18 protein-coding genes are annotated in these 20,566 nt (G+C 58.7%); 14 read left to right on the top strand and 4 right to left on the bottom strand.

Annotated elements, in window-relative coordinates; translation table 11 throughout:
- The first annotated feature begins 67 nt into the window (after window positions 1–67).
- A complete protein-coding gene (locus tag J5M71_RS15865) occupies window positions 68–235 on the top strand; it encodes a hypothetical protein (RefSeq protein ID WP_207833511.1) in 168 nt (55 codons plus the stop codon).
- On the opposite strand, the gene J5M71_RS15860 is transcribed toward J5M71_RS15865, so the two are convergent.
- Together J5M71_RS15860 and J5M71_RS15855 are read right to left on the bottom strand one after the other, a co-directional pair.
- Window positions 232–417 (bottom strand): hypothetical protein, encoded by a 186-nt coding sequence (locus tag J5M71_RS15860; RefSeq protein WP_207833509.1) that lies wholly within the window; start codon window positions 415–417, stop codon window positions 232–234. The genes J5M71_RS15865 and J5M71_RS15860 overlap by 4 nt on opposite strands.
- A 66-nt stretch (window positions 418–483) precedes the next feature.
- Window positions 484–741 carry a protein L gene (locus J5M71_RS15855; RefSeq protein ID WP_207833508.1) on the bottom strand — a complete coding sequence of 86 codons (258 nt, stop codon included), beginning with the start codon at window positions 739–741 and terminating at the stop codon, window positions 484–486.
- Window positions 742–895: 154 nt separating this feature from the next.
- Here J5M71_RS15855 and J5M71_RS15850 point away from each other — a divergent pair, with 154 nt between their 5' ends.
- A complete protein-coding gene (locus J5M71_RS15850) occupies window positions 896–1,282 on the top strand; it encodes a DUF4236 domain-containing protein (protein ID WP_207833499.1) in 387 nt (128 codons plus the stop codon).
- Window positions 1,283–1,844: 562 nt separating this feature from the next.
- Complete coding sequence (locus tag J5M71_RS15845; RefSeq protein ID WP_207833497.1) at window positions 1,845–2,924, top strand: hypothetical protein; 1,080 nt, start codon at window positions 1,845–1,847, stop codon at window positions 2,922–2,924.
- Between the two features lie 98 nt (window positions 2,925–3,022).
- Here J5M71_RS15845 and J5M71_RS15840 read toward each other — a convergent pair whose 3' ends face one another.
- Complete coding sequence (locus J5M71_RS15840; protein ID WP_207833495.1) at window positions 3,023–3,739, bottom strand: hypothetical protein; 717 nt, start codon at window positions 3,737–3,739, stop codon at window positions 3,023–3,025.
- A 129-nt stretch (window positions 3,740–3,868) separates the two neighbouring features.
- A complete protein-coding gene (locus J5M71_RS15835; protein WP_243434218.1) occupies window positions 3,869–4,312 on the bottom strand; it encodes a helix-turn-helix transcriptional regulator in 444 nt (147 codons plus the stop codon).
- A 111-nt stretch (window positions 4,313–4,423) separates the two neighbouring features.
- Here J5M71_RS15835 and J5M71_RS15830 point away from each other — a divergent pair, with 111 nt between their 5' ends.
- The 11 genes from J5M71_RS15830 to J5M71_RS15780 all read left to right on the top strand — a co-directional run bounded on the left by J5M71_RS15830 (window position 4,424) and on the right by J5M71_RS15780 (window position 20,563).
- The gene (locus J5M71_RS15830; protein ID WP_207833491.1) at window positions 4,424–4,591 is read left to right on the top strand and encodes an Arc family DNA-binding protein; all 168 of its coding nucleotides are present in this window, start codon (window positions 4,424–4,426) and stop codon (window positions 4,589–4,591) included.
- On the top strand, window positions 4,569–5,546 hold the full coding sequence (locus J5M71_RS29315; protein ID WP_243434217.1) for a phage antirepressor N-terminal domain-containing protein: 978 nt from the start codon (window positions 4,569–4,571) through the stop codon (window positions 5,544–5,546). The genes J5M71_RS15830 and J5M71_RS29315 overlap by 23 nt, the downstream gene beginning before the upstream one ends.
- Entirely contained in the window at window positions 5,543–6,118 is a 576-nt protein-coding gene (locus J5M71_RS15820; protein WP_207833481.1) for a hypothetical protein, read from the top strand. The genes J5M71_RS29315 and J5M71_RS15820 overlap by 4 nt, the downstream gene beginning before the upstream one ends.
- A complete protein-coding gene (locus tag J5M71_RS15815; protein WP_207833479.1) occupies window positions 6,111–6,569 on the top strand; it encodes a hypothetical protein in 459 nt (152 codons plus the stop codon). Before J5M71_RS15820 ends, J5M71_RS15815 begins: the two co-directional genes overlap by 8 nt.
- 371 nt (window positions 6,570–6,940) lie before the next feature.
- Window positions 6,941–7,288, top strand: a complete 348-nt coding sequence (locus J5M71_RS15810) for a superinfection immunity protein (protein WP_207833471.1) — start codon at window positions 6,941–6,943, stop codon at window positions 7,286–7,288.
- Window positions 7,289–7,345: 57 nt separating this feature from the next.
- Window positions 7,346–10,216 carry a phage tail tape measure protein gene (locus J5M71_RS15805; protein ID WP_207833461.1) on the top strand — a complete coding sequence of 957 codons (2,871 nt, stop codon included), beginning with the start codon at window positions 7,346–7,348 and terminating at the stop codon, window positions 10,214–10,216.
- Window positions 10,217–10,232: 16 nt separating this feature from the next.
- Window positions 10,233–10,817 carry a hypothetical protein gene (locus J5M71_RS15800; RefSeq protein WP_207833425.1) on the top strand — a complete coding sequence of 195 codons (585 nt, stop codon included), beginning with the start codon at window positions 10,233–10,235 and terminating at the stop codon, window positions 10,815–10,817.
- Window positions 10,817–11,419, top strand: a complete 603-nt coding sequence (locus tag J5M71_RS15795) for a hypothetical protein (RefSeq protein ID WP_061302528.1) — start codon at window positions 10,817–10,819, stop codon at window positions 11,417–11,419. Before J5M71_RS15800 ends, J5M71_RS15795 begins: the two co-directional genes overlap by 1 nt.
- A 2-nt stretch (window positions 11,420–11,421) precedes the next feature.
- Entirely contained in the window at window positions 11,422–11,820 is a 399-nt protein-coding gene (locus J5M71_RS15790) for a hypothetical protein (RefSeq protein ID WP_207833423.1), read from the top strand.
- The gene (locus tag J5M71_RS15785; RefSeq protein WP_207833902.1) at window positions 11,820–19,508 is read left to right on the top strand and encodes a DUF1983 domain-containing protein; all 7,689 of its coding nucleotides are present in this window, start codon (window positions 11,820–11,822) and stop codon (window positions 19,506–19,508) included. The genes J5M71_RS15790 and J5M71_RS15785 overlap by 1 nt, the downstream gene beginning before the upstream one ends.
- On the top strand, window positions 19,508–20,563 hold the full coding sequence (locus J5M71_RS15780) for a hypothetical protein (protein ID WP_207833414.1): 1,056 nt from the start codon (window positions 19,508–19,510) through the stop codon (window positions 20,561–20,563). Before J5M71_RS15785 ends, J5M71_RS15780 begins: the two co-directional genes overlap by 1 nt.
- Window positions 20,564–20,566: the final 3 nt, after the last annotated feature.

The following is a 20,566-nucleotide window of genomic DNA, read 5'->3' as shown; positions in this document are numbered from 1 at the left end:
CCGGGCGCGCCTTGTGTTGCGTCATCGGGACGCGAAATCAAACTGTTAATCCGCAGGAGATAAAATGATGAGCGAAAGCATTCGAGTCGAAAAATTGGAAATTGAGCTGACGCAGGCTCGTGAAGCATTATCGGCTCTAGCAGCTCGCCTCGAAAATGAGGCGAGCCAACGAGCGGCGTCTGATGCTGCTTTAGCTCAGCGGATCAGCGCCATGGAATTGCACGCTAGGGTTTAGCAGGCGTGCTCTTTGGCTGCTTCCTGTCGAGCGAGTTGCTCGATTTGCCCAATGGTTAGGCTTTCCACCGGCACTCCAGGCGTTACCCAAAGGGTTGTGGAAGCATCTGTAGATTGCTTTTTGAGCGTAACTAGGATCCGACCGCTGGGATCGATACCTAGCGAAACGACTTTGAACGACATTCACAGCTCCTTGTTAGTGCGTGCCCCAGTCCATGGGCTTTCCGGCAACGGACTGGGGCGGTTCTATTATTTGGTTTTTGTGCGCGCAACCAGCTTCCAGGCAACCGGAGAAAGGCTGTTGTGCTGATGGGTATTCTGGGGCGGGAAGCGATCGCCGCGATTCGAAGTGATCTCGTCGCCGCATCCTGTGCAGCGATAGATGCCTGATACAGGAACTTCAGACGCGATTGGATACGCGGTACCCCATATGTCACCACCCAGAAGGCTCCGAACCGGTGTTTCCTCTTGAAAATACTGCGCTGAATCCTTCGTGAAGTACGGCATTGTTCACCACCTCTGTATTGTGGAGGCATAACGCTACTACGGCGTCAGGCAGGCCAGTTACTGGCTTTCCATCCACGCTGGATGGCTGGACAGGATGGCGAGAGGATAAAGTTTGATGGATGATGGCGCATTGCCTTCCTCAAGGAGTCGAGCTATGGCGCTGCGTTTTCGAAAAAGCATCAAAGTCGCCCCCGGCGTGCGAATCAACCTTAGCAAGAGTGGCGTTAGCACCTCGCTCGGCGTCAAAGGGGCAACTGTCAATCTCAGCAAGCGCGGCACTCGCGTCACGGCAGGAATTCCAGGTACCGGCATTTCAAGCTCAACGCTTTACAAGGCCAAGCAAAACCGAGCGAGCTCGAGCGGAGGACCTAGGAAGTACTCGACGGGTGAGTGGGTGCTTGCATGGATAGTTGGAGAAATTCTTGCGATTGCTGGTTGGCTGAAGCTGGATGGTGGAGTAAGCATCCTTTGCTTGTTGATAGCGCTTTTGATACCCGTGAGCTTGTTTCTCTATTACCGTCCCAAGCGCAGTAGTTGGTAGGTCAAAGCGACCGGCCCAGCCCCGCGCTGGGCTTTCTGCTCTTGCGTGTCTGCTACATTTCCAAGCTGGTTATCCGGTCAGTGGATTATCTGTAATGGCGTTGGTAGAGCAGCTCGGAGCAGCGTTTGGCCACAGTCCTGAAGTGGCCGGCGGTCAATGCCATCAAACCAATTACGCTGTATGCTCCGACACCGAGAGCGGTAATGCCAACCTCGTTTGTAGCTTGGATCAGGCCCGGCATTACACCCAACACGGCCAGTGTTAGAGCCCATGCGATAAATTTGCTTGCGCCACCAATTGGAGCCAGGGCCCAGCTACTAACCTCCGACCAGGGCCGCTTGCTTTCGTTTCGGATCAACTGGACTGCTTTCTTGAGCATCTTCACTTCTGCCTCCAAATATCCCTAATCGTCTTGAAGGCCAAACGCTACTACAGCGGTGGTTGGGCGGGTTACTGGTTTTCCGTCCAGGGTGGAGGGGTGGACAGGGCGCTCGTCTGAACGCTGGGAATTCGTAGTGGCACTATGGTAGTGTGCCGGCCCATCGCGATGGGGAGACCTAGGATGGGCACGGTAGTAATTGACAACGATGAGTCAGCGCTGGCTTTGCTGGAGACTCTTCTACGAGATCCCGACCTTCCGGCACCGGACGTCGAGTTCAAGGACTGGCCTCGTTTTGAGATGCATGTCAAAGGCGAGCGCTACCATTCCACCATCACCCCTGAGCTCATGGAGTCTTTCCTTGACCTTCAGAAGACCATCAACAAGTCGTTCGCGCTGGTTCGCTACTCGGATTCCAGCAAGCGATTGACGAATGCTGATCGTGATGACCTGAAGATCCTCGTGGAGGTTCGTGAAGGAAGCTCAGGGTTCGTTGCTAAGCTGGAGGAGCAGGCCTCTGCCATCACAGCCGGATTATGTGAGGGGTTCAAAAACATGGATTCAAGGCACAAGCTGATCACGTTTCTTGCGCTTGGAGCCATGGCGTTTGGCTATCTTGGTTATAGCAATCATCTCGACCATCAATCCGAGGCGAGGAAAGCGGAGCTAGCTAAAATCGAATCTGACGCTGAGCGTCAAGAACGAATGAAAACGCTTGAGCTTGTCAAAGAAGTGTCAGATGCCTCTTCTGAGCGATACGCTCAGCTGATGGGCATGGTCGTGCAGCACGCTCCACAGGTTCAAACGATTTCGGAGCACATGGCGGGCACATATAATAAGCTAATAGCTGCAACCAAGGATTCGGACTCAATCAGCGTGCAAGGGATCGATCTATCTGGCCCGGTTGTTGAAGAGCTAAGCAAGACTCCACGAAACGTTTCGGTAGAGGATCGCAGTGCCGGCGTGTTTAGAGTTCTAGGGGTCGATCACAAATCGACCGCTGAGTACAAGCTGTCATTGTATGATGTAGTGCGTAAAACCGAAATTACTGCCACCCTGCCTAGGGATGGCTCATTTGTCTCTGATGCAATCTTGGATGTAATCCAAGAAGCTGAGTGGGGTGGTAAGGTCGTGATGCTTCATTTGGTCACGAAGACCAGGGCTGGAAAACTTGTCAAAGCTGAAGTTGAGAAGGTCACTCGCATCACCGAGCAAGATGCCTACAGAGATATATCGGATGAGCAACTGACCTCTGAGCGCTGATCAAAGAGCCCAGCCCCGCGCTGGGCTCTCTGTTTAGGCTACTAATCTTGTGATGTGCGTTGGCGTATTGGGGCGGAGAAGTCAACGAGTTTGTTATCTTATAAGCCAGATTTCTGCTCTTGGTTTTGCTGGGGCTTTTTGTTGAGCTCGATGGTTTTTTTTATCTGCTCTTGGTGCGCATTCTCTTTTTTTAGCGCGTAAGTGCTGTAGCCGATGTAAGCGGCAGTAATGATAATTGAATAAAATCCTATAACTACCGTTGTGATCGCAATTGATCTGAATCTACGGTATGAAGGCTCCCCAAGCTTTACTGAATTCCAAGTGCTCTTAAGAATTGGTGCAGCGGCTTTCCTTATCTCGTTGCTGTTTTTGATAACGTCATTAAGTGATTTTGATCCAACCTTCCTGGCTTTAAGTACAGCAGCCATAAGCTTAGCTTCGTCGCTATCAGGGTTTTTTTCTATTTGTACTGGATTTAGGCGTAATTGAATTCTTGTAAGATTTTCAGCTGCTTTTGCATAGGCCTCGCGAGTTTCCTTGTAAATATCTATTTGTAGCTTGTGCGCATCTTCTGGGGAGTGTGTTCTTAATGGCTTAAATCTGTCAGGGTTGTACGCTCTGGATATTTCCTGTGCTGCGGAGGTGTATTCCGCGATCTCATTTCGTAATCCATCAATCCATGCCAGTCTAAACTCAGAAACCTTATTTTCCTTAGCGCTAACCATGTTCATTATAGAGAAAACACCAGTCAGAAGCGCTGCTGTTATAACGCCAAAAGCAACAAACACAGTTGGCGGTATAGAGGTAATATCCATTTAAAGACCTGGCGAGGAGGAATGTGGGGTGAGTGGATCGAGTCTAGTGCCACCATTATGCCATTGCCAGCGGATAATCGAAGACTGTGAATTTATCCAATAACAAGCCCGGTGCATGGCCGGCCGGGCTTACTCGCCGTCATCCAGCTCCCGGCTGTCCTTGATCTGGCGCTTCAGGCTGGCGGCGAATTCGGGGCTCTCTTTGATCATTCGCAGCCCCCAGACCAGGGTATCCGACACGATGTCGCCCAGCGGCTTGCCAGTCTCTTCGGCCGCCTTCTGCAGCAGCTCAAAGGCAGATCGGTCGATGGTCAACGGCATGTCTTCGCCGCCTGGCTCCTCAAGGATCAGTGTGACAGTTCCTGACTCAGGGGGCTGCCCCTGCAGCTCATCGACGCTCACGCCCAGGGCATAAGCTAGTTTCCCGAGTACAGTCTTCCGCGGTCTGGCCTGGCCAGCCTCGTATCTCGAGATTTGAGAAGGCGAAACGCCGCTTGCATCACCCAGTTCCTGCTGGGTTAGGTTTTTCTCGCCGCGCAGTCGAATGAGATTGGTCGCGAATTCAGTATTCATAGGGGCCTCGTGGATAGCTCTAGAGTAATACAAACGCACAAAAAGCAAAAATGCGTTTGACAAACTCATAGAAAGCAATAAAACTCACAAAACGCAAAAAAGGAGGCATGTATGTCAACCAGCAAGATCACCACTGCGGTACGCATGCTGTGCACGATGCGGCAGAAGCTCGAGAAACGTGCAGCTGAAAACGGGCGCAGCCTGAGCGGCGAGATCGTATTCCGCTTGAGGAAATCCCTGGAGGAGGAAATGCAAGATGGGCAGAAACAGCGGGCATGAAAAAGCCCCGGTCGCGCCAACGGCCAGGGCTTTGGGAATCAACGCAGTCATCGATCAGGAAAACAACGTCATGGGCGATAATAGCACAGCTGCATCCAGTGTCATCCCGTTCCGCTCAGCAAAGCTTCTGCTCGTTGAGCGCGACGGCCAACCATTCATCCCAATGAAGCCAGTGGTTGAAGGCATGGGGCTGGATTGGAAGAGCCAGCATGCAAAGCTTCAAGGCGGCCGGTTCAATTCAGTTATGGTGATGATCACCACAACTGGGGCCGATGGTAAGCAGTACGAAATGGCATGCCTCCCTCTGCGTAAGCTCGCGGGCTGGTTGATGTCGATTCATGCGAGCAAGGTTCGTCCCGAACTGCGCGATGGCGTGATCGACTACCAGAATGAATGCGACGACGCACTGTGGTCCTACTGGAATCAAGGTCGCGCAGTGAATCATCGCGAGACAAACCAATCGATGACCCTGCTCGGCCAGACCATTGGTACCGATGGATTCCACATGCTCGGTGCAATCGTTAAGGGCAAGGTCGCTGCGCTTCCTGTTCACATTCAGCGGCGCGCAACGGCAAAGATCTGGTCTCAAGTGCATGCTGCGTTCGGAGTCCGTTCCGCAGCAGATATTCCGGCAGAGCACCTGGATGGCGCTCGAAACTTCATTGCCGCCTATGCGGTGGTTGAGGGTGAGTTTTTGCCGAGACGCGATCAGGTCCAGATCGTTGGCGGACCACAGAAGCGCTATCTGGTCTCGTTCGATCACAAGGGCGGGCAGCAAGTCCATGAGGTGCCTGACGATGCCTGCGTACTGTCGACGCGCGACCTCATTAAGGGCATGGTCATGTCGCCAGGGGATATCCCCGTCTCGACCCCTGACATGTTCGAATTCTTGATGGCGGCAGTGGTGAACCTTCGCGGCCGATTCGAGCACTTGGCGCGGAGGGCTGTGAAATGAGCATGGAATTGCTCTCCCTGAGCATCAAGGGCACTTCGCCCCTGATGATGCACAGCGACAAGCTGGCCAACCCGCTGCACCCTGCGACGAAAGCTCACAAGGAGCTGACCGCTAAGCGCAAGAAAACTGATGATGATCACTTGGCTATTGCTCGGTCGGAGTTCATCGCCGGCGCTTACTTCGATTCATCGTCCGGGTTCTTCATACCGGGCGCGAACTTCGACGCGACATTCCTCGCAGGCGCCAAGCTTCAGAAGCTTGGCACGCACTGGAAGCGCGGGGCGCTGGTAATGACTGACAAGGCTGAGCTTGAATTCGCCGGCCCATCGACGCCGGAGGCGCTGTGGGAGGATCAGCGTTTCGTCGACTGCCGTGGCGTGAAGGTTGGCCAGGCTAAGATCATGCGGTACCGGCCGATCTTTCTCGACTGGGCTTGCCAGCTTGAGGTGGCGATCAACGCCGATGTGTTGGACCTACAGGAGGTGAAGAAGGCCATCGAGGATGCCGGCAAGCTGATTGGCGTCTGCGAGTACCGGCCGCGCTTCGGGCGCTTCGAGGTGGCCTATGTCTGAGATCGCCAAGTATCCAGGCCACAAGCAGGCGGTAGAGGACTTCCTCAAAGAGTTCAAGTACGGCGACCTAGTAGGCCACGACTGGCTTGAGGCGCGCTTCGGTATGCCTTCAATGAGCGACTCAAAGTCGCTCACGGTCGAGCAGTTCCGCGACCGGCAGTTCGAATGGCTGGCAAACGTCGAGGCGTTCAAGGCTGAGCTGCTGCGCGATCACCAGGTTTGCCTGCAGTCGGTACGAGGGCGTGGCTACCGCTGGGTTCCACCGCATGAGCAGACCGGCGTGGCCATGGAGGAGTTAGGGCGAAACGTTCGCAAGGTGTTCCGCAGCACCGGACAGAAGCTGAGAAACCTGCGCATCACCGAGCTTACCGACGACCAGCGACGGGATAACCTGGATCAGGTGGCGAAGTTCTCAGCGCTACGCGGGATGGCAACTAAGACCTTGCGCTGATTAGTGTCATGCCCTTTCTTATGAGAACGCATTGCGGTCGAAGCATCATCCGACACGGCTCGGCATGATTCGGCGGGTCATGGCAGGTTAAGGTTTGGTTAGGTTTGGGCTGAAAACAGCGTAATGCCCCTTCAGTGAGGGGGTATTGCGAAGGCGTAAGCCATCGTTCGGCATGGCTGGGTTCTGCTAGGTACGCTGAGCTGCGGTGTGCTAGGCAAAGGCTTGGTTAGCCTGGGTTCGATTTGGTAGGGCATGGGCCGTAAACGGCATCGAGAGGGCACCTTCGGGTGCCTTTTCTTTTTGTGGCATTACTCAGTTTGGTGATTGCATCCTGCGATGGTAGATTGCCCTCATCAACAAGGAGGGTGCGCATGTCTGGGGATTCGAGCTCGTTCGGAGCGTTCATCCTACTGGCCATCATGGTCATCATTTATTTCTTGCCTACGTTTATCGCTGGCAAAAGAGGGCATCCAAACGGAACCCCCATTTTCCTCTTGAACCTGTTTCTGGGATGGACATTCATCGGATGGCTAGTTGCGCTCATTTGGTCTGCTTCAGCGATCACAGGGCAACCCGCTCAGCCGCAGCTAGTCGCCAGCTCGATAGAGCTGCCCGGCGATCCTTACCAGCAGCTCGAGAAACTCGCAGCCTTGAAAGAGCGCGGACACCTCACGCCCGAGGAGTTTGAGGCGGCCAAGGCGAAGATCCTCAACGGCTGATCTGAACTTGTAACGCCACGACCCGCTTCGGCGGGTTTTTTATTGCTTGGAGAAAATATGCCAACCATCGCCGAACTGGGAATTCGGATTGATTCCGGGGATGCGGCTTCGGCTGCCACGGACTTAGATCGTCTCACCGATGCTGGTACCAGGGCTGAACGAGCTGCTGCGGGAGTCGAGCAGAGCGCAAAGAAGGCTGGCCAAGCATTGAAGGGGCAGGCGGAAGATCTCTCCGCTTTGCTAGGGGAGATTGATCCAACCGTCAAGGCGCTTGGTCGCCTCGACGACCTTGAAACCCGCTTATCCAAGCAGCGCTCCCTAGGCAACCTCGATCCAGCAACATTCAATGAATACCACGCGAAGATTCAAAGGTCCCGGGAGGAACTGGCAAGGTTTAATGACGTCCTGGGCAGGTCTGGCGTAAGCGCTAAGCAGACCGCCGCGGCTATGCGGATGCTTCCAGCCCAGTTCAGCGACATTGTGGTCAGCCTGCAGGGGGGGCAAGCCCCGCTAACGGTGCTTCTTCAGCAGGGCTCGCAAATCCGAGATTCTTTCGGCGGCATTGGCGCTGCAGCAAAAGCCATGGGTGGCTACGTTTCGGGGCTCATAAGTCCGCTAACACTCGGAGCAGCTGCAGTTACAGGGTTATCAGTCGCGGCGTTCGCTGGCGTTAGTGACCTCAACGAGCTAAATAGGGCTCTGGTCGCGACAGGGGGTGCTGCAGGTAAGTCTTCGAATCAATTGGTGGGCCTACAGAACAAGCTGGCGAACGGGAAATACTTCAGTGAGGCCAACGACGCTCTGCTAGCGCTGGTTCAGTCCGGGAAACTGACGGGGGCAGCATTTGAGGCGGTCGCCTTTGCTGCTACCCAGCTTTCCGCAGCGACCGGCGAAAGCGCTAGTAAGTTTGTAGGGCAGTTCGTTGAGGCGAAGAACGACGTATCCGCCTTTGCACTGGAGTTCAACTCCAGGTATCACGCCATCACGCTGGCGACATTTGAGCAGATCCAAGCCCTGGAAGACCAGGGGCGACACATGGACGCTTTGAAGTTGCTGGCGGGCGAAGTGTCCGCGGAGATGACCCGTCGCAATGAGGAGATCACCGATTCGACGAGGGGGATTGCAAAGCTCTGGGACGAAGCTACAAGCGCGGTGCGCCGTTATTGGGCTGAGCTCAAACAAGGAGTGGCGGCCGATCCTGAGCAGTTCCGCATGCAGGTCCTGCAGCAACAAGTGAAGGACATCGACAATCAGTTCTGGTTCAGTGACAAAGCTCGTGACTCGCTTAAAAAGCAGTACACAGACGAGATCGCGCTGATTGAGAAGAGGATTGAGGCCAGCGCCAAAGAGCGCCAGAGCCGGGCTGACGGCGAGGCGGCGTTACAGAAGCAGGCTGATCTGCAAAAGAAGATTAACGACCAACTCGACAAAGCTAGCCCGGAAAAAAAGAGAGGAAAGGCACTTCAAGACCTCAAGCAGCAATTCTTCGATCTGCGGGATGCTGCAAAAGAAACAGGAAAGCAGAGCGCTTTACTTGCCGGCGTGACTTTCGATGGCGTCAAGATCTCCGGGGGCGCCTTCGATACCCTGGTAAAAGGTATCGAGGACAGAAACAAGGACCAGAAGCCCCCTGCCTACCGCGAAGACGCCGGCACCAAGGCCCTCGACCAAGCTCGCCAGCAATACTCGGTGCTCCAGCAGCAGAATGGCCTAATCGGTGCCCAGCGCGGCGAGATGCAGAAGCTGGGCGAAGCTGGCCAAGCCCTGGTGCGCTGGGAGCAGCAGCTGGCGGACATCAAGGACAAGAAGATCCTGACGGCCGACCAGAAGTCGCTGCTGGCGAACCAGGAGCTGATCACTGCTCAGCTGAAGCGCAACGCAGGGCTCGAGCGCGAAATGCAACTGCGTAAAGTAGCAACGGAAGAAGCGCAGAAACTGGCGGCCTTCGAAGCAAACCTGAACAGCCAGCTGCAGCGCGCATCGGTGGGCTTGGACAACAACCTGGCCGGCATGGGTCTTGGCGACCTGGCCCAGCAGCGCCTGCAAGAGCGGTTCAGCATCGAGCAGCAATACCAACAGCAAATGGACAACCTCTTGCAGCAGCGCAACGAGGGGCGGATCAGCGAAGAGCTTTACCAGAAGCAAAACGCGGCGCTGCAGAACGCGTTGGATCAGCGCCTGGCTCTGCAGGAGCAGTACTACCTCCGTGTCGACGAGCAGCAATCCGACTGGTCGTTAGGTGCGCGTGCAGCGTTCAATACCTACCTGGAGCAGGCGCAGAACGTAGCAGGCCAGACACGAACGTTGTTCACCAACGCCTTCAGCAACATGGAAGACGCTGTGGTCACCTTCGTGAAGACTGGTAAGTTGTCGTTCAAGGATTTTGCTGACGGCGTGATCGAGGACTTGATCCGCATCCAGGTTCGGCAGGCTGCGGCCGGCTTCCTTGGCTCGGCATTCGGTTTCCTCACCGGAGGTAGCCAATCGCTGGGACAGGGCACCATGACTGGATTCAGTGAGCCTCTAAAACAGCTTTCCACCGGCGGCTATACCGGAGACGGCGGCAAGTTTGAACCGAAGGGTGTGGTGCACGGCGGTGAATTCGTCCTCCGCAAGGAGGTGGTGGCCCAGCCAGGTATGCGCAACTACCTGGAGGGGCTGAACGTCAGGGGTTACGCCTCCGGCGGATTCGTGACGCCGCGGATAGCCTCGACCGCTACGCAAATGGCTGCCAGCCAACCCGAAGCGTCGACCAGTTCGGCGCCCGGGATCGTTCAGCACATCAGCGTCCAAGGTACTGCTGACGACGCCACCCTGGCCCGAATCCAGCAGGCCGCACAGAAGGGCGCGCAGGATGGCTACAACCTTGTGCTGCGCGACCTCAAGATGAACGGCCCGGCGCGGCAACTGATCGCCCGAAACCGATAGCAAGAAGGAGTACTGCATGGCTATCCAATGGCCGGCATCGCTGCGCCCGTCTGAAATGACGTGGGGCATAGTCAATAACAGCCGTGCCTTCACCTCAACGCTCTCTAACGCCCAGCAGATCGTTGGGCAGCCGGGCGCCTATTGGCAATGCACCATCACGTTCGGGTTGCTCACGCGCAAGCAGGAGCGGCAGCTGTCGTCGTTCTTGGGCGAACTGGACGGGATGTTCGGTACGGTCAATGTGCCAGCCTTCACGCGGCGTCGTGGCAATAGTGTGGGTGCTCTAACGGTCGTGAGTGGCCCGTCGCAGTCCCGCTCTATCCAGGTCGGCGGTGCCACACCAAACGCTCAGATGTTCTCGGTCGGGGATTACATGACGATCGCCGGCGAGATGTTTGAAGTGATCAAGCCGGCCGTGGCCAACGCCCAGGGGCAGGCATTGGTGCAGGTGAACAAGCGCATTCGCCAAACCTTGGCGGTTGGTTCGGCCATCGAATACCTCAACCCGTATTCCGAAATGCGCATGACCCAGGACACCTGGAGCATGACCGTGCGCCAGGCCGTGTCGAACGGCAGCTACCAGTTCAGGGAGGCCTTCTGATGCCCTCGACGTTCCCATTCAGCCAGAGCGTGGTCGATATCATCGCCACGGGCAGGTTCCTCAGCGTGTACGCCTGCCAGCTCGACTTCGAAGACGGCCCTGTATACGCGCACACGGGTACCGGTGACCTGGTGATCGGCGGCATCACGTATCTGGGGGTAGGGCAGTTCGGCGAAGTAGGGCAGTCGCAGGAGAGCGACAACTCGAACTCGCCCATGTCGATCGACCTAGCACTCACGGGCCTGGACAGCTACATCATCACCGAGACCAATATCCGTGGCTGCCGTGGGCGCTCTGGCAAGCTGATGTTTGTGGTGTTCGACGAGCAGGGCAACTACGCCGCCGACATCCTGTTCTCCGGCCGCATGGACGCCGCCACCTTTTCCTATGCTGGCAATGGCGAAGACGGCAACAAGATCACCGTCCCGATCGTTGACCGGATGGCCGAGTGGAGCCGCACGGGTACCGAGCGCTTCACCGACGAGAACCACCGCGCCCGCCACCAGGGCGACCGCTTCTTCTATGCAATCGCCCAAATGTCCGAATGGCCCATCTACTGGGGCTCCAAGAAGGACGCTCCGACGTTCACCTACGAGAAATAGCCATGCGCTACCGAGACTGGACCACACGCCTCAGTGAAGTGATCAAGGCCGCCATAGAGCGGCCTTTTTCATGGGGTGAATTTGACTGCTGCCTGTTCGCGGCGGACTGCGCGGTAGCGGTGTGCGGTACCGACCCGGCTGAAGCGTACCGCGGCACCTACAAGACCGAGGCAGGGGCGAAGCGGGCGCTGAAGAAGCGGCACGGCAGCCTCGAGGCAGCCTGGGATGCCTGCTTCGCCCGGGTGGCACCGGCGTTCATCCAGCGCGGCGACATCGCCATGTACAACGCACCTGGCGGCCGGTCCATGGCCGTGTACTGGGCAAACGAATTCTGGGCGGCCACTGACGACGGCGTGGCCCGCGTGGTGTGCGACCCGCTTGCAGTCTGGAGAGTTGAATAATGTCTGGTGGCGTTAAGAAGATTGCTCAGGTAGCTGTTGGTGCGGTGATTGGCTTTGTCCAGGGCGGCCCGGTGGGGGCGGCTATCGGCGCCGGCATGGCCTTCTACATGGCTGAGCAGCAGGAGAAGCTGAACACCAAGTCGCCGATGCGCGACAACGAGCCGTCGGCCCAGACCGTTCGCTCCTCCAAGGCGCCAGCGCGCTTCATCCTTGGCCGCGTCAGTACCGGCGGCGTCTTGGTCTGGGCTCAGGAGCAGGCCGGCGACCAAACCGATGGCGAATGGCTGCACCTGGTCTACGTCCTTTGCGAGGGCCCGGTCGATGCTCTGGAGAACATCTACCTCGGCGAGGAGGAGATCGCCACCTACGGCGAGCACGCGACCTATGAGCTGGTTGTAAACCCGACCCAGGTGAACGCGTTTCTCAAAGCCAACTGCCCGGACTGGAAAGACGAGCAGATCGGCCGTGGGCTGTCGTTCGTGCGCCTGTCGCTGAAGTACAGCGCCGAGAAATTCCCTTCTGGCATCCCTGACGCACGCTTCATCGTCCGTGGCCGCAACGACATCTACGACCCGCGCAGCGGAACGGCCGTTTACACCGAGAACACTGCGCTTCACATCCTGTGGTACCTGCGCAATCGTTGTGGCGTGCCGGACGATGAGATCGTGTTCGAGACGTTCGCCAGCGGTGCCAATATCTGCGACGAGTCTGTCGCCAACCCTGATAACACCACCAGTCCGCGTTATCGCAGCAGCTGTGTGATCGGCGCCGACGAGCAGCGCACGAACGTACTGCAGAAGCTCGAAGCTGCCTGCGGCGGCCGGACTATCCGTGTGGGTGGTCGCTGGATGTTCCAGGCTGGGGCCTACTACGGTCCGTACGACTTCGATATCACCGAGGACATGGTGGTCGGCACCATCACCGGCAGCACCGAGCCGACCAACGACGCCGCGATCAACACGGTGCGCGGCACGTTCATTGACACCTCTCAATCGTGGACGGAGACCGACTACCCTGAGGTCAGCATTTCAGAATGGGTAATCGAGGACGGCGGCGAGGCTGCAGAAACGCTGTCCTTTTCCTACGTCACTGATGCGTACCAGGCCCAGCGCTTGGCGAACATCGAGCTGCGCCGCCGGCGTGCAGGCGGCACCATCAGCGTGCCGATGAACTTCATGGGCTACAACTGCCGGCCGGGCCGCGCCGTGCGCGTGCACCTGCCGTCGCTGAACATCCTGGGCGAGTTTATCGTAACCAACTGGAGTATGGGCTCGGACCAAGGGTGTACTGCCCAGCTGCAGCAGTACGACCCCGCACAGTTTGACGACGCCGTTGGCCAGCCATACAACCCAATCGGCTTTATCAAACTGCCGGCTGGTGGCCTCGGGAGTCCCACTGGGCTCACTTGGTCAACCGATGATAACGCCGAGTCGGTACAAGGCACTTTGTCGTGGGCGGCACCTTCTGGCGTGGTGACCAGCTACGCCATCACGGTTCGCCAAGGCTCGACCGCAGTTCAGGCGCAACAGGTGCCGGCGACGGCGCTCAAGCTACCTTTGTCCGGTCTGTCATCGGGTAGCTACACCATGAGCGTGGCCGCTCTTGGGCCGCTGACTCGTTCCGGCGAGGCCAGCATCACGGTGAGCATCGATGGTCCGCCGATCCCAGAGTCGTGCGTTGTTCAGGCGACCATTGACACCATTACCCTGATCCCGGGCAACATACTGCATGGACTGAATGGCGGCACCTACGAGTATTTCTTCTCGACGAACCCGCAGGCAACCGAGGGTCAGTACTTGGGCCAAGGCCTGTCCCTGACCCACACCGGTCTGGCGTTTGCCACCAACTATGCCTATTTCGTTCGCTCGAAGAATGCCTACGGGGTGAGCGCCTTCCTGAAAGTCGTGGCCTCTACATCGACTGATGTCGAGAACATGCTCGATGCGCTGAAGGACAAGATCGAGGGTGGCCAGTTGGCGCCCGCGCTGCGGGAAGAAATCGCTCTGATCTCGGGGCCGCCTACCCAGAACGGTTCTGTCGCCCAGCGGATCGCTGCTGAAGCGACAGCGCGCGGACAAGCTATTGCGGCCGAGGCCACGGCCCGCGGCCAGGCCATCGCCGCTGAAACGACGGCCAGGAACCAGGCCATTGCCACCGAGGTGGTGGACCGCAACAAGGCGATTGCCGTCGAAACCCAGGCAAGGACCAAGGCTATCAGTGATGAATCGGCAGCCCGTGCGCAGGGCCTGCTGTCCGAGGCCCAGGCTCGCGGTGCGGCAATCACCAGCGAGGCACAGGCCCGCCAGTCGGCGGATGAGTCGCTGAGCCAGAAGATCGACACCGTCACGGCTTCGGCTGGCAACAACGCCGCCGCGATCCAGGCGGAGGCCACCACCCGGGCCAATGCCGACTCGGCGCTGGGGCAGCGTATCGACACCGTGGCGGCTAGCACCGCCTCAAACGCCGCGGCGATCAGCAACGAGACCACGGCGCGGACCACTGCGGATGCCGCTATGGCTTCGCAGATTGCGAGCCTGCGCGCCGAGTCGGGCGGGTTCGATTCCACGCTTAACTACGGCTTTGCCTCGTCCGTTGAAGGCTGGACCGGTACGCGCTGCGCCGTCGCAGTAGAAAACGGCCGGCTGATCGTGACCAATGACGATACTGGTGCGGCATACCTGAACTCGCCGGTGGTTTCGATCAAGGGGCGCGATCACGATCGTATTCGCTGCCGTATCACGCGGCGCGCAGGATCGGGCTGGAATGGTCAGGTGACCTACGTTACGGCGGGCCATGCTTCGTCTTCGTCGTACCGCAAGCTGATCGCCGACCCGGGGTTGGCGATCGGCCAGACCATGGTCCTCGAATGGGACATGTCGCAGCTGACCAACGGCGGTAGCGACTGGTCGGAGAATACGATCACCAGGTTCTACCTGTGGCTCAGCTCGGCGGCGGGCGATGTGTTCGAAATCGACTGGATTGCAGTCGGTCAGATCGCGCCATCTGCGTCGGTGGCTTCGGTTGTAGATGAACGCACAGCCAGGATCAGCGGAGATGAGGCGAACGCCTCTGCTGTTACTGCGCTGACCAGCAGCCTGACCACCACTAACCAGAACGTCACCGCCGCCCAGCAAGCCGCCCAGGACGCGGCTACGCTGGCGGGGGGCAAAGGTAAGGTGCTGGTGCAAGCAACTGCGCCGGCCGCTGCAGACCGCCTGGCGCAGAACCTTTGGATCGACACCACCGGCAACGCCAACACCCCGAAACGCTGGAACGGTACCGCGTGGGTGGCTGTGACGGACAAGGTGGCCACGGATGCCGCCGCGGCTGCGCAGTCGGCATTGTCGCAGTTGGCCGGCAAGGCTGATGCATCTGCTCTGCAAACGCTGAGCACCACGGTGGCGAATCAGGGCAACACGCTGTCGAGCCAGGGCAGCAGCATCACCGAGCTCAACAACAGTCTGCAAACCACCAACGGCAACGTTGCCACGGCTCAGCAGGCCGCTCAGGCTGCGGCCAGTCTGGCCGGGAGCAAGGGTAAGGTGCTGTACCAGTCGGCGGTGCCGGCGGTGGCCGACCGTCAGGCTGAGAACCTGTGGATCGACACGACCGGCGCGGCGAATACGCCCAAACGCTGGAACGGCAGTGCCTGGGTGGCCGTCACCGACAAGGTGGCGACCGATGCTGCAGCGGCGGCTGCCAGCGCGCTGGCGCAGGTGGCGAACAAGGCCGATGCCTCGGCGCTTCAAGCGCTGGACTCCACCGTGACAAGTCAGGGCAATACCCTGACCAGTCAAGGTGCGGCGCTCACCCAGCTCAAGGCCTCGATCGGGCAGCAGCCCGATAACCTGCTCCTACGTGGCAGCTTCGAGGATGGTCTGGTTGATCCTTGGACGAATGGCCCCATGATCACCAATATCTCGGCGCACCCGTCGGCAGGGAAGGGCGTTTCGTTCTACGACAACAGCTTCTGCGGCATAGGCTTCAACGTCTTGACCAAGGGCGGTGAGCAGTTCGACCTGGCGGCGGACATCTGGCCGAACTACATGACGGCCGGGCAGACCACCCGCCTGCAGATGCAGTTCTACGACAAGACCAACACCAACCTGGGCTACTTCACCGCGTTCACGGTGCCGGCGGGAACCACCGGTTTCAAGACGTACACCGGTCGGATCACTGCGCCGGAGGGGGCGGTCTCGGCCCGGTTTGTGACCCGAACCGAGCCAGCGGACGGTACCGGGCGCTCGCTCTGGTGCAATATCCTGGCACGCCGGGTGACAGCAGCTGACGCAGCCAACGCTGATGCGCTGAGCAACCTGACGACCACCGTTACTAAGCAGGGTACTACCCTGACCAGCCATGGTCAGGCGCTGACCCAGCTGAACAACGACCTGCAGACCGTTGCGCAAGGGAAGGCGGACGCCTCGGCGCTGCAGACACTGAGCAATACTGTGACCAGTCAGGGCAACACACTGACGAGCCAGGGTAATGCGCTCACGGGCCTGCAGGCCTCAATCGGTAGCCTGGCGGGCAACGGTGCCAACCTGCTCGACAGTGACTACAGCTGGCTTGCCTCGCCCACCTTGCCAGTCACGGGCGGCGCTTTGTTGACCAAAACCGGCGTGGCCGTTCCTGAGGCTGACTCCGGATTCGGCTATTCCCTGCATGCCGCGACCGACAGCGTCTTTTCGTACATCGTCATGGCCCCGGCCAACAACCAGGCAAACCTCAACATTCGGGTCGAACCCGGGGTTTACCTGGTGTCGATGTATGTGAAAGGTGGCGCGGCCGGCTCCATGATGGCCAACCTGTACGACGGGGTTACTTCTCGTTCGGTGATCCAGCCGTACACCACGGAGCGTACGCGCATCACGTTCCCGATCACCATTACGGACAGCGGCAAGGTCGGCCTGCTGATTTACCCGAACCGCCATGCTGCGGCCAGCGCCTCGGTGGTTGTGGACTCGATCATGGTCGAGAAGCGGGTGGGCGAGAGCAATGTCCCTTCGCCATTCGTGGCGGGGCCGTCCGCGCGTGCAACTGGCGTGTTGGCGGCGGCCAACCAGGCGCTGGATGTGCGGGTGACGCAGACCGAGAGCGGACTGTCGTCGGCCAGCAACTCGATCACCAACTTGGGCAATAGCCTGGCGACTACCAATCAGAACGTCACTGTGGCGCAGCAGGCTGCGCAGTCAGCGTCGAACCTGGCTGGTAGCAAGGGCAAGGTGATTGTGCAATCAGCGGCGCCTGATGTGGCTGATCGGTTGAGCCAGAATCTCTGGATCGATACGACCGGCAACGCTAATACGCCGAAGCGCTGGAGTGGTAGCACCTGGGTGGCGGTCACTGACAAGGCAGCCACGGATGCTGCTGCGGCAGCGGCCAACGCCCTAGCGGTTGCTCAGACCAAAGCGGATGCTTCGGCGCTGCAGGCGCTCAGCACCACCGTGACAAACCAGGGCAACACCTTGTCCAGTCAGGGCAACAGCATCACCAACCTGACCAACAGCCTGCAAACCACCAACGGCAATGTCACGACCGCCCAACAGGCGGCACAGGCGGCGTCCGATTTGGCGGGTAGCAAGGGCAAGGTGCTGTACCAGACCGGCACACCGGCGGTCGCCGACCGGCAAGCCGAGAACCTGTGGATCGACACGACTGGCGCCGCCAATACACCGAAGCGATGGAACGGTTCGGCGTGGGTGGCGGTGACCGATAAGGTGGCTACCGACGCGGCGGCGGCAGCCCAGTCGGCACTGACGCAGCTGGCTTCCAAAGCGGATGCGTCGGCGCTGCAGACCTTGCAGTCTACAGTCACCAGTCAAGGCAACACGATCGAAAGTCAGGGCTCCTCGTTGACCCAGTTGAAGGCTTCCTTGAACCAGCAGCCGGACAACCTGGTGCTACGTGGCAGTTTCGAGGATGGGATGACCGATCCATGGACTGCTGGGCCGACGATTGCCGGTCTCACTGCCCATGCGTCAGCGGGCAAGGCGATTTCGTTCACGGCGAACAGCTTCTGCGGCGTAGCTGCCAACGTGCTGACCACCGGAGGCGAGCAGTTCGACCTGTCTGCCGACATCTATCGGGCCTACATGACCACCGGGCAGACCGGCAACTTCCAGATGCAGTTCTTCGACAAGGCCGGGGCGAGCATCGGTTACGTCACCGCCTTCACGTTCTCGGCCGGCGGTGGATTCCAGACCTTTTCGGGGCGCATCACGGCGCCGCCCACAGCGGTGTCAGCGCGTTTTCTGACCCGTATTCAGCCGGCTGACGGCACAGGGAGAGCGCTGTGGTGCAACATCGTGGGGCGGCGGATCACAGCTGCTGACACTGCTAACGCGGATGCCATCAGCACCCTAGGTGCGAGTGTCACCCAGCAAGGCAGCACACTGACCAGTCAGGGCCAGGCGCTCACGCAGCTTCAAAGCAGCGTGGGGGGCATCGGGGGGAATGGCGCCAACCTGCTCAGTGACGAGTACAGCTGGTTAACGTCCACAGTGCTACCAGCATTGGTCTCTTCGTCAGGTGTGACGCGGGCTGGGGTAGCAGTTCCTGAGGCTGACTCCGGCTTTGGCTATCAGGTCGGTGGTTTGGCTACAGCAGGGCATTTCCTGATGCTCAGCCCGACCAATAACGTGGCCGGTTACAACGTCAGGATCGAGCCTGGCGTCTACCTGATATCCATGTATGTACGAGGCAGCGCGGCAGGTTCCATGAGGGCCTCGCTGTTCGATGGCACAGGGCGAATCTCCGCGGACGTGGCGTACACCACGAGCAGGACAAGGATCACCCTGCCGATCACGGTTACGGACAGCACCCGTGCAGCCATTACGCTTTACCTGAACCGGACTGCCGTTGCCGATCTGACCTTGGTGATCGATTCGGTGATGATCGAAAAGCGCATCGGGGAGAGTAACGTCCCGTCGCCATTTGTCGCTGGCCCCAGTGCTCGAGCGGTTGGCGGCCAGGCTACTGCGATCAGCCAGATGGACACGGCTGTGAAGCAGCAGGGCACCGCGATCACCGCGCAGGCCAGCCGCCTGGACGGGCTGTATGTCCAGGTGAATCCGGAAATGGAAGGTGACAGCTCCGGCCTGGCCGGCGCAACGGGTGGCCTGGTAGGCGTCTGGACCGAGCAATCGGCTCGGATCGCGGACGGCATCGCAATGGGGCGGCAGGTCGAGACGGTCCAGGCGCAGTTAGGCCAGACCAATGCGTCGGTCCAGCAGGTCAGCGAGGTCATGGCTGACATCAATGGCAGGGTATCGGCTCAAACCACGCTGAAGGTCGAAACGAACCAAGGCGGCCGAAAGGTCGTCTCGGGCATCGCGATCGGCAGTAATGGGGAGGAGGGGGAGATCCTGCTGATGGCCCAACGGCTGGCGATCATCGACAGCCTGAATGGCCAGACGATCCTGCCGTTCGTAGTCGAAGGCGGACAGGTGTTCATCAACCAGGCGGTGATCAATACCGCGTTCATCCAGCAAATTGTGGCCGGTATGACCATTCGATCTGCTGCGCTGAACACCCAGGGCCTACCGCTGCTTGAGATCAACTTCGCAGCGGGCACGTTCACACTAAGGGGGCAGGATGCCAACGGTTCGACGCTGCTCAACAACGGCGGCCTGTACGTCTATGACGCCAACGGCATCGAGCGGACAGCAGTGGGGAGACTTACCTGATGGCTGATCTGTATGGGCTCCGGACGCGCGATGCGTCCGGGGCTATCACCTTGGACACCACCATCACCTCGGTGCGTTCGCTGAAAATGATGCAGGTTGCCGGCAACGGAGCGTTCGACCAGTACATCTCCATTCCCGAGATCCAGGCGCAGTCGTTCGTGGTCGTGGACGCACTGTATGACGGAGGAGAAAACACAAGCAGCCCACAAGCATGGTACTCGACGGGGCAGCTGCAACTGCGGCAACCCTACACCCAGACCTGGCAGGTGATGATTCTGTCGTTGGGTGGCGAGCCGTTCGCTGCTCCTGGTTCTTATGGCATCCGCGCTTCGAACAACAACATTCGAACGCAGATCGACTCAATTAACCAGGTGCTAACGGTTCGTTACAACGGCAGGTTCAACATTGGCTTCCAGGGACCTGGTAGCAGGAACCAGATCCAATGGGCAGATGTGAACTTCGCTGCGCCGATCACCACGTATGAACGACCCATGGTCTTTCTGAATGCCGATGACTACATGATGGTCGGTAACTTTTCGGTGAAAGGTAGCCCAGGGAACTGGACCGGATTCAGGCTGAAAGCCTGGAACAACCAAAGCGGGCATGGAGAAGCTGCCCTTTATCCGATGATGATCAACTGGTTCTGCGCGAGTTACATGGTGCCGGATGCAGTTCCGGGGCAATACGGAGCCTCGGTCCGGGACGCTGCAGGCAACCGGACATTTGTCACCACCGCTAACCTGGCGCTGCTCAATGGCCAGCCTGCGTCCAACTCCTTTGTTGTGGCTGGGGATCCGCTCACAGGTGGGGCTTGGTATGCGCCTAGCAATCAAATGCCCTGGACCGGGAGTTACCAAGATTATGTCTTGGCGAATGCCTTGTTTTCTGTCACTGCCATTGGACAAACAACCCAACCATTTCGCGCCAATTTTGGCGGTTTTCTGCCTGGAAACAGATCTGTGCTGCAGATGTATTGCGACAACGGATCGGGGATCAATCCGCTCACAGCCAACGGGCGAACGCTGTTCGCTTCCAGGCCAATGAAGCCGCTTTAAGGA

This window comes from Pseudomonas sp. 43(2021) (assembly GCF_017490805.1).
GTDB lineage: Bacteria > Pseudomonadota > Gammaproteobacteria > Pseudomonadales > Pseudomonadaceae > Aquipseudomonas.
The sequence above is the reverse complement of the archived record's forward strand: the minus strand, read 5'-3'. Positions and strand labels throughout refer to the sequence as shown.

What these genes read in the sequence shown, in the direction of transcription:
- J5M71_RS15795 (WP_061302528.1), top strand. Translation starts at nt 10,817, where the DNA reads ATGCCCTCGACGTTCCCATTCAGCCAGAGCGTGGTCGATATCATCGCC.
- J5M71_RS15785 (WP_207833902.1), top strand. Translation starts at nt 11,820, where the DNA reads ATGTCTGGTGGCGTTAAGAAGATTGCTCAGGTAGCTGTTGGTGCGGTG.
- J5M71_RS15810 (WP_207833471.1), top strand. Translation starts at nt 6,941, where the DNA reads ATGTCTGGGGATTCGAGCTCGTTCGGAGCGTTCATCCTACTGGCCATC.
- J5M71_RS15835 (WP_243434218.1), bottom strand. Translation starts at nt 4,312, where the DNA reads ATGAATACTGAATTCGCGACCAATCTCATTCGACTGCGCGGCGAGAAA.
- J5M71_RS15805 (WP_207833461.1), top strand. Translation starts at nt 7,346, where the DNA reads ATGCCAACCATCGCCGAACTGGGAATTCGGATTGATTCCGGGGATGCG.
- J5M71_RS15790 (WP_207833423.1), top strand. Translation starts at nt 11,422, where the DNA reads ATGCGCTACCGAGACTGGACCACACGCCTCAGTGAAGTGATCAAGGCC.
- J5M71_RS15820 (WP_207833481.1), top strand. Translation starts at nt 5,543, where the DNA reads ATGAGCATGGAATTGCTCTCCCTGAGCATCAAGGGCACTTCGCCCCTG.
- J5M71_RS29315 (WP_243434217.1), top strand. Translation starts at nt 4,569, where the DNA reads ATGGGCAGAAACAGCGGGCATGAAAAAGCCCCGGTCGCGCCAACGGCC.
- J5M71_RS15840 (WP_207833495.1), bottom strand. Translation starts at nt 3,739, where the DNA reads ATGGATATTACCTCTATACCGCCAACTGTGTTTGTTGCTTTTGGCGTT.
- J5M71_RS15815 (WP_207833479.1), top strand. Translation starts at nt 6,111, where the DNA reads ATGTCTGAGATCGCCAAGTATCCAGGCCACAAGCAGGCGGTAGAGGAC.
- J5M71_RS15780 (WP_207833414.1), top strand. Translation starts at nt 19,508, where the DNA reads ATGGCTGATCTGTATGGGCTCCGGACGCGCGATGCGTCCGGGGCTATC.
- J5M71_RS15860 (WP_207833509.1), bottom strand. Translation starts at nt 417, where the DNA reads ATGTCGTTCAAAGTCGTTTCGCTAGGTATCGATCCCAGCGGTCGGATC.
- J5M71_RS15830 (WP_207833491.1), top strand. Translation starts at nt 4,424, where the DNA reads ATGTCAACCAGCAAGATCACCACTGCGGTACGCATGCTGTGCACGATG.
- J5M71_RS15855 (WP_207833508.1), bottom strand. Translation starts at nt 741, where the DNA reads ATGCCGTACTTCACGAAGGATTCAGCGCAGTATTTTCAAGAGGAAACA.
- J5M71_RS15850 (WP_207833499.1), top strand. Translation starts at nt 896, where the DNA reads ATGGCGCTGCGTTTTCGAAAAAGCATCAAAGTCGCCCCCGGCGTGCGA.
- J5M71_RS15845 (WP_207833497.1), top strand. Translation starts at nt 1,845, where the DNA reads ATGGGCACGGTAGTAATTGACAACGATGAGTCAGCGCTGGCTTTGCTG.
- J5M71_RS15865 (WP_207833511.1), top strand. Translation starts at nt 68, where the DNA reads ATGAGCGAAAGCATTCGAGTCGAAAAATTGGAAATTGAGCTGACGCAG.
- J5M71_RS15800 (WP_207833425.1), top strand. Translation starts at nt 10,233, where the DNA reads ATGGCTATCCAATGGCCGGCATCGCTGCGCCCGTCTGAAATGACGTGG.